The following is a 9,778-nucleotide window of genomic DNA, read 5'->3' on the forward strand; positions in this document are numbered from 1 at the left end:
AAGGACAAGCGCAAGGCCGGCACACCTTCAACAACCATGAAATAACCCAGCGGGCCTAGGGGGTCACTTTTATTTCGGCGTTCTACGCCCAAAGGGGGTCACTTTTCAGTCGGCGTTGACACGTGCAGCTGCTGCTCAAGCGGGCCGAAGGTGCGATTGACCATGCGCCCGCGCTTCACCGCCGGCCGAGTATCGATCTCCCTGGCCCAGCGCTGCACGTGCTCGTACTCCTGCACCTGCAGGAACTCGCCGGCATCGTAAACACGATTCAACGCCAGCTGGCCGTACCAGGCCCAGTTGGCGATATCGGCGATGGTGTAGTCATCGCCGCCGAGATAACGGCTCTCGGCCAGGCGACGATCCAGCACGTCGAGCTGGCGTTTGGCCTCCATGGCAAAACGATCGATGGCGTACTCGATCTTGGTCGGCGCGTAGGCGTAGAAGTGACCGAAGCCGCCCCCCAGGTAGGGCGCGCTGCCCATCTGCCAGAACAGCCAGTTCAGCGTCTCGCTGCGCCCGGCATGATCGCGGGGCAACAACTCGCCAAATTTCTCGGCCAGGTAAAGCAGGATCGAACCCGACTCGAACACCCGGGTGGGTGGTGTGGTGCTGTGGTCCATCAGCGCCGGGATCTTGGAGTTGGGGTTGACCTCGACGAAGCCGCTACCGAACTGCTCCCCCTCGCCGATGCGGATCGGCCAGGCATCGTACTCGGCGCCTGCGTGGCCCAGCGCCAGCAGCTCCTCGAGCATGACCGTGGCCTTTACCCCGTTGGGTGTGGCCAGCGAGTAGAGCTGTAGCGGATGCTTACCCACCGGCAATGCCTTGTCGTGGGTGGGGCCGGCGATGGGCCGATTGATGTTGGCGAACTCGCCGCCGCTGGCCTTTTCCCATTTCCACACCTTGGGCGGCAGGTACTCGTTTTGTTGGCTCATGGAAGCTCCAATACGCTAGGTTCTGGGCAGCAAAGGCACGCAATAGCCACAAAGATAGCGTGTTAACGTTCGAGCTTCGAGTCGGACTCGCGCGAGTTGGGCGGCACCAGGCCATGGCGGCGCATGCGCCGGTAAATGGTGGGACGTGAAACACCGAGTCGCCGCGCGGCGAGACTGACGTTCCAGCCTGTTGAGCGCAGCAGTTCATGCAGCGCTTCGCCCCCGTCCTGCTCTTCTGCCTGCAGCACGGCGAACGTCTGCGGTGCGGCGCCGAGGTGGCCCTGGCACTCTTCCGGCAGGTCGTGAAGGGTGATCTCGTCGCCCTCGGCCGTGGCCAGGGCGAAGGCCAGGGCGTTCTTGAGCTGGCGGATGTTGCCCGGCCAGGCGTGAGCCAGTAGCGCGCTCATGGCATCGGCGCGCAGGCGCACCTCCCGCTCACGCTCGGCTAGAAGCGCCTGGTACACGCTGCGTATCACATAGTGTTTGTCGGCCCGCTCGCGCAGCGCCGGAAGCCGCAGCTGGGCGCCGTTCAGACGGTAGTAGAGATCTTCCCGGAAGCCGCCCCGCGCGATCAGCTCGCTCATGTCACGATGGGTGGCGGTGATCACGCGAATATCAATGCGCAGCGCCTTTTCGGCCCCCAGCGGCATCACTTCACGCTCGGCCAGTACGCGCAGCAGCCGGGTCTGCAACGTCAGCGGCATGTCGCCGATCTCATCCAGGAACAGGGTGCCGCCGTCGGCCTGCTGGATAAGCCCGCGCATGCCCTTGCTGCGCCCGCCAGTGAAGGCGCCGGGCAGGTAGCCGAACAGTTCGCTTTCGATCAGCGATTCGGGAATCGCGGCGCAGTTCACCGCCACGAAGGGCCCCTTGGCACGCGTACCGCTATCGTGCAGCGCTCGAGCCAGCACCTCCTTGCCGGTACCGGTCTCGCCGGTGATCAACACGCTGACCTCTTCGTTGCGCAGCCGCCGCGCCAGCTTGAGTACGCGATGCATGGCGGGATCGTCCGAGGCGAGCCGGTCCAGCGCCGGCACCGGCGCAGGCGAAGGCGGCAAGGGACATGGGGCCGGGCGTCGACCGCGCGGCTCGAGCAGGGTGACGAAGCAGGTGGTGTCGTTGGCGCGTGCCCGAAAGGCGCGAATGCCGTCATCGCTGGCGGCCGGGATGCCCAACAGTTCACTGAGTTCACCGTCGAACAGCTGGGTGACCGAAGGCTGCCAGCCCGGCGACCAAGGCGGCCAGCGGCGCAGATGGGCGTCGATCAGTGCGCGACCGGCGCCATTGGCCGCGACCACACTGCCGTCCTCCTCGATGGCGATCAGCCCTCGGCCATTGAGATGCACGAACTCGCGGGCGGTATCGAAGCGCAGCATCAAGCAGCGGCGATAGCGGTGCAGGAAATAGGCGTCCTCGATCATCCGCGCATAGAGCGTGACCAGCGGCAGACCGAAGTTCTGGCTCTCCTGGGCGCGCGGCGACTGCAGCGCGGAGATGTCCAGCACCGCGATGACCTGCCCCTGTGGGTCGGTGATCGGCGCCGCCGTGCAGGTCAGGCTGATGTGAGTGGCATCGAAATGTTCGCTCTGATGACAGGTGATGGCCTGGGCGTCGTGCACGCAAGTGCCAACCGCACAGGTGCCCGCGTAGCGCTCGTCCCAATCGGCACCGAGGTAGAGGCCCGCCCGGCGCAGGTGGATCTCCTGCTCGCGCTGGCCGCGGAAGTCCACGGTGATGCCTTGGCGGTCGGTGAGCAGCAGTACATAGCCCAGCGGGGCGATCTGGGCGAACAGCTGATCGACGCCGGCCCGTGCCACGTGCAGCAGTTCATCCACCGGCTCGCGGTGCTCCTTGAGCGCCTGCTGAGTCAGTACCCGTACGGGGCGGGGTCGGCCGGGGTCGAGCCGATACTCGCCGACGCAACGCTCCCAGGAGCGCCGGATCACGTCGCGACAGCCGCCCAGGTCCGCCGGCTGGCCTTCGCTGAGTCGGATCAGGGTCTCGATGTGCTGGCGTTGCTCGTTACGCAATGGCATCGCTGCCTCCGGTGCCGCCTTGCCGCTCTCCGGCGACGGCGGGCCTTGTTGTTGTGTGGCAGGCCTGCTTCCAGCCTATGCCGTACCGGGCAAGAGTCAATCGGCTTCACCTGAGCCCTTGGTCGGGGGTTACAGGTGTAACGCCCGGGCCGCTTCCGCCACGTGACAGCTGTCACATGCGTTACAGGTCACTTAACGCTACCCCTCGCTTAACACCCGCTCGTAACACCAAGCTTTTCAATCGTCTGGAAGCGTTTCTCGCACGCACTCCGCGGCTGGCACGGTTTCTGCCAGGACACAGGGCGTCCCCCAACAACAAGCGGAGAACAACGATGACGACACCCACGCCGACTCAACACGCCCAGCAGTGGCTGCGCGACTTCGAGAGCGCACTGGAGCAACGCGACATCCAACGGGTCATGGTCCTGTTCAATGACGAGTGCTACTGGCGCGACCTGGTCGCCTTCACCTGGAATCTCAAGACGCTGGAAGGCAAGGACGCCATCCAGTCGATGCTCAACGCCACCCTGAGCGAGGCACGTCCCACCAACTGGCAGCTCGATGGCGAGGCCACCGAAGCCAACGGCGTGACCGACGCCTGGTTGACCTTCGAGACCGGCGTCGCCCTTGGCAAGGGCTATCTGCGCCTGAAGAACGGCAAATGCTGGACCCTGCTGACCACCATGCAGGAGCTCAAGGACCACCCCGAGCCACGCGGTGCCAGGCGGCCTCTGGGGGCCGAACACGGCGCCAGCAAGACCCGCGAGACCTGGCTCGAATCGCGCCAGCGAGAAGCACAGGAGCTCGGCTACACACGCCAACCCTACTGCGTGATCATCGGCGGCGGACAGGGCGGCATCGGGCTCGCCGCGCGGCTGCGCCAGCTCGACGTCCCCACCATCGTGCTCGACAAGCACCCTCGCCCCGGCGACGCCTGGCGCAATCGCTACAAGTCGCTGTGCCTGCACGACCCGGTATGGTACGACCACCTGCCCTACATCCCCTTCCCCGAGAACTGGCCGGTGTTCGCCCCCAAGGACAAGATCGGCGACTGGCTGGAGATGTACACCAAGGTGATGGAACTCAACTACTGGAGTTCCACCGAGTGCGAGGGTGCCAGCTACGACGAGGCCAGCGGCGAGTGGACGGTGCGCGTCAACCGCGACGGCGAGCAGGTCACACTCAAGCCCAAGCAGTTGATCCTGGCCACCGGCATGTCGGGCGTGCCCAACGTCCCCCACTTTCCCGGTGCCGAGACCTTCGAAGGCGAGCAGCAGCACTCCAGCCAGCACCCCGGGCCGGATGCCTATCGGGGCAAGAAGGTGATCGTGGTGGGTTCCAACAACTCGGCCCACGACATCTGCGCGGCGCTGTGGGAAAACGATGCCGACGTGACCATGATCCAGCGCTCCTCGACCCACATCGTCAAGTCCGACTCGCTGATGGAGCACGCCCTCGGCCCGCTCTACTCCGAGGAAGCGGTAAACAACGGCATCACCCACGACAAGGCCGACCTGATCTTCGCCTCGATCCCCTACAAGCTGCTGCCCGACTTCCAGCGCCCCGCCTTCAATCGGATCCGCGAACGCGATGCCGAGTTCTACAAGAAGCTGGAGGACGCCGGCTTCATGCTCGACTTCGGCGACGACGACTCCGGGCTGTTCCTCAAGTACCTACGCCGCGGCTCCGGCTACTACATCGACGTCGGTGCCTGCGATCTGGTGGCCAACGGCGACATCAAGCTGCGCAGCGGCGTGGGCATCGAACGCATCAACCCGCGCTCGGTGACGCTCAGCGACGGCTCCGAATTGCCCGCCGACCTGATCGTCTACGCCACCGGCTACGGCTCCATGAACGGCTGGGCGGCGCGCATCATCTCCCAGGAGGTGGCCGACAAGGTCGGCAAGTGCTGGGGGCTCGGCTCCGACACGACCAAGGACCCCGGCCCCTGGGAGGGTGAGCTGCGCAACATGTGGAAGCCCACCCAGCAGCAGGCGCTGTGGTTCCACGGCGGCAACCTGCACCAGTCGCGCCACTACTCCCACTACCTGGCGCTGCAGCTCAAGGCGCGCATGGAAGGCATCCCGACGCCGGTGTATGGCCAGCAGGAAGTGCATCACCTGGCCTGACACCACTTGGCCTGACACCACATGACATCACGGGCCGGCACTTGCCGGCCCACATGACAAGCACATCGAGGTCATCCCATGAACGACGACACGCACCGCGAGCCCCCCGGATGGCATCCTCGAGAAAGGCTTCGAAACGCTGCTCAACGACGAGTCCCAAGTGAAGATCGCAAGGCCTCCACATCCCCCGCCACGATCAGAGGCAGATGCCGTGTGATCTCTTCCACCGGCCAGTCCCACCAGGCAATGGCCTGCAAGGTTTCGACCTCTTCCGGCGAAAAGCGCTGTCTGATCGGGCGGGCAGGGTTGCCTCCTACAATCGTATAGGGCGGCACGTCGCTCACCACCACCGAACGAGAAGAGACGATGGCACCGTTGCCGATCTGCACGCCGGGCATGATGAGCGCGTCATAGCCGATCCACACGTCATGGCCGATGACCGTATCGCCCTTGTAGGGAAGCTCGCTCGCCGCCGGCATCACCTTCTCCCAGCCGTTGCCGAAGATCTGGAACGGATAGGTGGAGATACCGGAGAGCTTGTGGTTTGCCCCATTCATGATGAACTTGACGCCTCGGGCGATGGCGCAGAACTTGCCGATGATGAGTTTGTCGCCGATGAACGGATAGTGGTAAAGCACGTTGCGTTCGAAGTTCTCCGAATCTTCCGGGTCGTCGTAATAGGTGTAGTCGCCGACGATGATATTCGGATTCTTGACCACGCTCTTGATGAAGCACACCTGAGGGAACCCTTCCATGGGGTGCGGGTTCGCGGGGTTCGGGCCGTGCATACTTACCTTCCTTCGCTTGGTCCTTGATTCGGGTCGATATCTCTCCAAGTGCTTCTATCTCTCCATATCCCCCAACAGCTCCAGCTCGTCGCCGTGCAGTGAAACCAGCAGGGGCTCGCCGCGCTCGTTCACGCGGAACTGGCCGTAGCGGGCGGGCTCGTAGCGTTCGGCATGGCCTTCCTGAAAGAAGAAGGCATCGGTGGCGAAGCGTACCTGGCCGTTGCGTAGCCGATAGCGCAGGCGCCGCTCGTCGGCCTCCAGCGACTCCTCCGCAGCCCCCAAACGCTGGAAGTGGGCCACACCACGGTCGTCGAGACGCACGATGACGTAGCCGTCGGCAGCATGCGGCTCGTCATCCGCGAGGCGCCGTTGGTACAGCGTGTCGCGAATACGATTGGCGATATCGAAGTTCAGCGCCATGTAGTCGCCCTGCATCAGCGAGCGCGGATCCACCGGTGCCAGTTCGAGAAATACCGCCTCGCCCTGCGCCAGATGACGCTCCTTGCCCAATATGGCCAGGTTGACTACGGTCAGGCTCAGCGCCGTGGCGGCAACCACCACGACCAGGTTCCATCTGATAGCCGACTTCATGCGTCCGCCCTCTCCTCTACCGCGACGCTTGCCCCGGTGCGCCAGCGGCGTTGCAGCGCCCAGCGTATCGCCAGCAGCAGCAGGCCGAGCGTGAACAGCGTCATGGCCTTGGCCAGCAGGGTGACATCAAGCCAGTAGTAATAGCTGGTGATGGAGAGCAACAGCAGCAGCCCACCGAATCCCATGACCCCGCGATGGCCGATGGCAAAGCCCAGCGCGACCACCACGGCGCCATGACTCAGGCCACGCGCCTGCAACGAGAGCAGCGCCAGCAGCAGTACGGCGGTATAAGCGGCGACCCGCATGCCCGGTTCGACCCCATGGGCATGGCGCTGAAAAAGATGCCGAAGCAGCAGCAACAGCGCCAGCAGGCCCAGGGCATCCCCGGCCCAGGGCTCCAGCCAGTCGAGCCCGCTTCCAATGAAGTAGCGCCCCAACAGCAACGACTGGCCGAAGTAGCCCACCGACTGTATCGCCAATAACCCCAGCAGCAGGCCATAGCCCAGCGCCTCCAACTGGCGGACGTGGGCCGGCCAACGAAACTCGTTAAGCCACAGGACGGTCAGCCCCAGCAGCACCAGCCCGCCGGCCATCGTAGGGGCGGAAGCGGTTTCGACCATGGCCAGATAGAACGCCAGGCACGCGGCGAAGGCGGAAAAGGTACGGTGAGTCAGGCTCGGCATGATCAGGGCCAGCACGACCTGAAGTGCTAGCAGCGCCCACCACAGCCCAGCACTATCCCACCCCAGCGTAGTGCCCAGCACTGAGGCCAGCGCCCAGGCCACCAACATCTGCCCCGCCAGGCTCGCGGCCAGGGCCAGATGCTCCAGAAAGTCGCTTTGCGCTTGTCGCAGCAGCGCATAAGCGCCGCCAATCAGCATCAGGCCCAAGATGGCCGAGGCGACGCTGCTGTCGAGCAGGAACACCGCGCCCATGCCGATGAAGCCGAGCAGGAACAGTGCGGCCAGCCAACCCGAGAACGCCTGAATGGCACGCACGAACCAGGGCGTTTCGATTGGCGGCGCGCCGTCGGCCTGGGATACGGCAATCCCGCTTTCGATGAGCTTTTTCTCCAGCGAACGACTCATGACGACATCTCCCGGTGCAGCCGCTTGAGCCAGAACACTGCCGCAGCCCCCATCCCTAGTACCGCCATAGAGAGCACCAGAAAGCTCTCCGCGCCGCCCTGCCACAGCAGATGCCGGCCAAGCAGCAGCGTGACCACGACGATGACCGACAGGCAGCCGCCCGCCAGCATGAACAGCTCGGGCCGCCAGTGGCGATAGACGACGTAGAGCGCCACCAGCCACAGCAGATAAACCGGCAGCACTGGGGAAAATGCCAAACGCTCAGCGACGACCCAGCTCATCATCAGCAACGTGAGCGGTACGCCGCCGCCCAGCGCCAACAGTTGCACGGGCCATCCCCGCGACAGCCAACGCCAGCGTCGTGCGCCCAGCTCCCATACCGCGAGCGCCAGCGTGTTGAGAATGAAGAGTCCCCACAAGGCGCCCGTATCGCCGCTGAACAGGCCGAAGAGCCCGCCCCAGGTGCGGAAATAGAGCGCAAGTGAGAGGTTGAGCAGCCCCAGCCACAGGAGCCACAGCGCATCGAAGCGCGCCACCAGCGCCCAGGGCAGCATCAGTACGGCCCAGACGAAGAACAGCTGCCATGGGTCGGCGCCGGTCTGGTACACCTGGCCGACCAGCGCCAGCAGCACCCCAAGCAGCAGCGCAGCCGCCATCAGCGCGACCCGCGGTACGAGATCGCTGGCGGCACCGCGCACCTCGGCCCAAACGTACACCGCGATGGCCACCAACAGCGCCGCCTGCACCAACCCAAAGCGCATCAACCGACCCATCTCGGCCCAGTTGTACGCCACCAGGAACAGTACGCCGAAGACCAGCGCCAGCGCACCCAGCCACAGCAGCAGTCGGTCCAGGAACACCCCCCAGGCCCGCCCCGAAGGGTGCAGCCCGGAAAGCGCAACCGCCCGCGCCACCTGCTCACGCGGGATCGCGCCGCGCTCGATCAACGCCACCAGCTCACGGCGAATGGAGGCCATATGGTTTTCCCTATGCTGCCAACCAGTAGCTAGATAATGTTTCGGCTTGCTTCAATACCAGCTCAACGGCTTCCCGTGCCTTGTCGGGCGGGTACTTGTATCGCTGCAGAGTACGCCGCACCAGAATGCGCAATCGGGCTCGCACACTCTCGCGCACTTGCCAGTCGACAGTAGTGGACTTACGCAGCTTCTCGGTGACCTCGACCGCCAGCTTTTTCAGTGTTTCATCCCCTAGCTCGCGAACGGCACTCTCGTTAGTGGCCAAAGCGTCGTAGAAAGCGACCTCATCCGGGCTTAGTCCAAGATCTTGCTCGCGAGCCATCTCAGCCTTGTATTGCTTGGCCATCGCAATTAGCTCTTCGATTACCTGAGCGGTTTCGATGCCCCGGTTGTGGTATTTACGGAGCGTCTCCTGGAGACGATCAGAATATTTCTTCTCCTGCACCACATTGCTGCGGGTCTTGGCCTTGATATCGTCCTTAAGCAGCTTTTCCAGCAGCTCCACCGCCAGGTTGCGATAGGGCATCTGGCGCACATCCTCGAGAAACTCCTCGGAGAGCAGCCCAATGTTAGGCTTGTCGAGCCCACACAGGCCGAACACGTCGGTCACACCCTCTGCCACCAAGGCGTTGTCCAGGATCTGCTTGAGCGCCGAGTTCTTCTCTTCCTGACTCAGCTTGCGGTCTACGCTGGTCACCTTGGTGATGGCCACCTTTATCGCGGAAAGGAAGGCAATCTCCTTGTGCAAGGCGCGGGCCTCATCCAAGGTACCGCATAAGGAGTAGGCCTTGTTCATCGCCAACACTGTATTCAGGAAGCGCTTCTTTCCATCCTCTAGACCGAGAATGTAGTTGGCGGCAGGTACCAGCAGCTTCTGCGGAGCTTCCTGAAAACCACTGTAATCGAAGCCTTCGCCCCCGGGCCCCTTGGCGAACATGCCATGGATCACATCGAGCCGCTCCATCAATACCGCGTAGGCCTCCTCGGCGCTGTGGGTCGGCGCCCCCCGACCCTGAGCCTCGGTATAGGTCTTCAGCGCCTGCTTCAGCTCGTTGGCGATCCCGATGTAATCCACCACCAGGCCGCCCGGCTTGTCCTTGAACACTCGGTTCACGAGCTATGGTGATTTCTGGTGTATGGGAGGAGGTAGGAAGGGTGGCGTATCCTGTTGATTGATCACGACCAAGATCTCAATCAACATGAGTGGATACGCCATGACCGATTCTACCCTCCG

The 9,778-nt window shown here is 63.8% G+C and carries 8 protein-coding genes; 1 reads left to right on the forward strand and 7 read right to left on the reverse strand.

From position 1 onward, the window contains the following. Positions 1 to 98: 98 nt before the first annotated feature. Positions 99 to 935, reverse strand: coding sequence for a glutathione-dependent disulfide-bond oxidoreductase (gene yghU, locus HOP58_RS22580; protein ID WP_234261866.1), 837 nt, complete (start codon positions 933 to 935; stop codon positions 99 to 101). A gap of 62 nt (positions 936 to 997) precedes the next feature. Next, entirely contained in the window at positions 998 to 2,971 is a 1,974-nt protein-coding gene (locus tag HOP58_RS22585) for a sigma-54-dependent Fis family transcriptional regulator (RefSeq protein WP_234261867.1), read from the reverse strand. Positions 2,972 to 3,303: 332 nt separating this feature from the next. On the opposite strand from HOP58_RS22585, the gene HOP58_RS22590 reads away from it, so the two are divergent. Next, positions 3,304 to 5,100: an NAD(P)/FAD-dependent oxidoreductase gene (locus HOP58_RS22590; protein ID WP_234261868.1), complete on the forward strand. Its 1,797-nt coding sequence runs from the start codon at positions 3,304 to 3,306 to the stop codon at positions 5,098 to 5,100. 143 nt (positions 5,101 to 5,243) lie between these two features. Here HOP58_RS22590 and HOP58_RS22595 read toward each other — a convergent pair whose 3' ends face one another. Genes HOP58_RS22595 through HOP58_RS22615 form a run of 5 tightly spaced genes read right to left on the reverse strand, consistent with a single transcriptional unit; the run spans position 5,244 to position 9,649 of the window. Next, entirely contained in the window at positions 5,244 to 5,888 is a 645-nt protein-coding gene (locus tag HOP58_RS22595; RefSeq protein ID WP_234252513.1) for a Vat family streptogramin A O-acetyltransferase, read from the reverse strand. Between the two features lie 54 nt (positions 5,889 to 5,942). Next, positions 5,943 to 6,479 (reverse strand): GDYXXLXY domain-containing protein, encoded by a 537-nt coding sequence (locus tag HOP58_RS22600; RefSeq protein WP_010629943.1) that lies wholly within the window; start codon positions 6,477 to 6,479, stop codon positions 5,943 to 5,945. After that, on the reverse strand, positions 6,476 to 7,567 hold the full coding sequence (locus tag HOP58_RS22605; protein WP_234261869.1) for a DUF4401 domain-containing protein: 1,092 nt from the start codon (positions 7,565 to 7,567) through the stop codon (positions 6,476 to 6,478). The genes HOP58_RS22600 and HOP58_RS22605 overlap by 4 nt, the downstream gene beginning before the upstream one ends. Next, complete coding sequence (locus tag HOP58_RS22610; protein WP_234252510.1) at positions 7,564 to 8,544, reverse strand: DUF2157 domain-containing protein; 981 nt, start codon at positions 8,542 to 8,544, stop codon at positions 7,564 to 7,566. Before HOP58_RS22610 ends, HOP58_RS22605 begins: the two co-directional genes overlap by 4 nt. A 10-nt stretch (positions 8,545 to 8,554) precedes the next feature. Further along, positions 8,555 to 9,649: a DUF3387 domain-containing protein gene (locus tag HOP58_RS22615; RefSeq protein ID WP_234261870.1), complete on the reverse strand. Its 1,095-nt coding sequence runs from the start codon at positions 9,647 to 9,649 to the stop codon at positions 8,555 to 8,557. Positions 9,650 to 9,778: the final 129 nt, after the last annotated feature.

It is taken from the genome of Halomonas sp. MCCC 1A11062, from assembly GCF_021404355.1.
Taxonomy (GTDB): domain Bacteria; phylum Pseudomonadota; class Gammaproteobacteria; order Pseudomonadales; family Halomonadaceae; genus Halomonas; species Halomonas aerodenitrificans.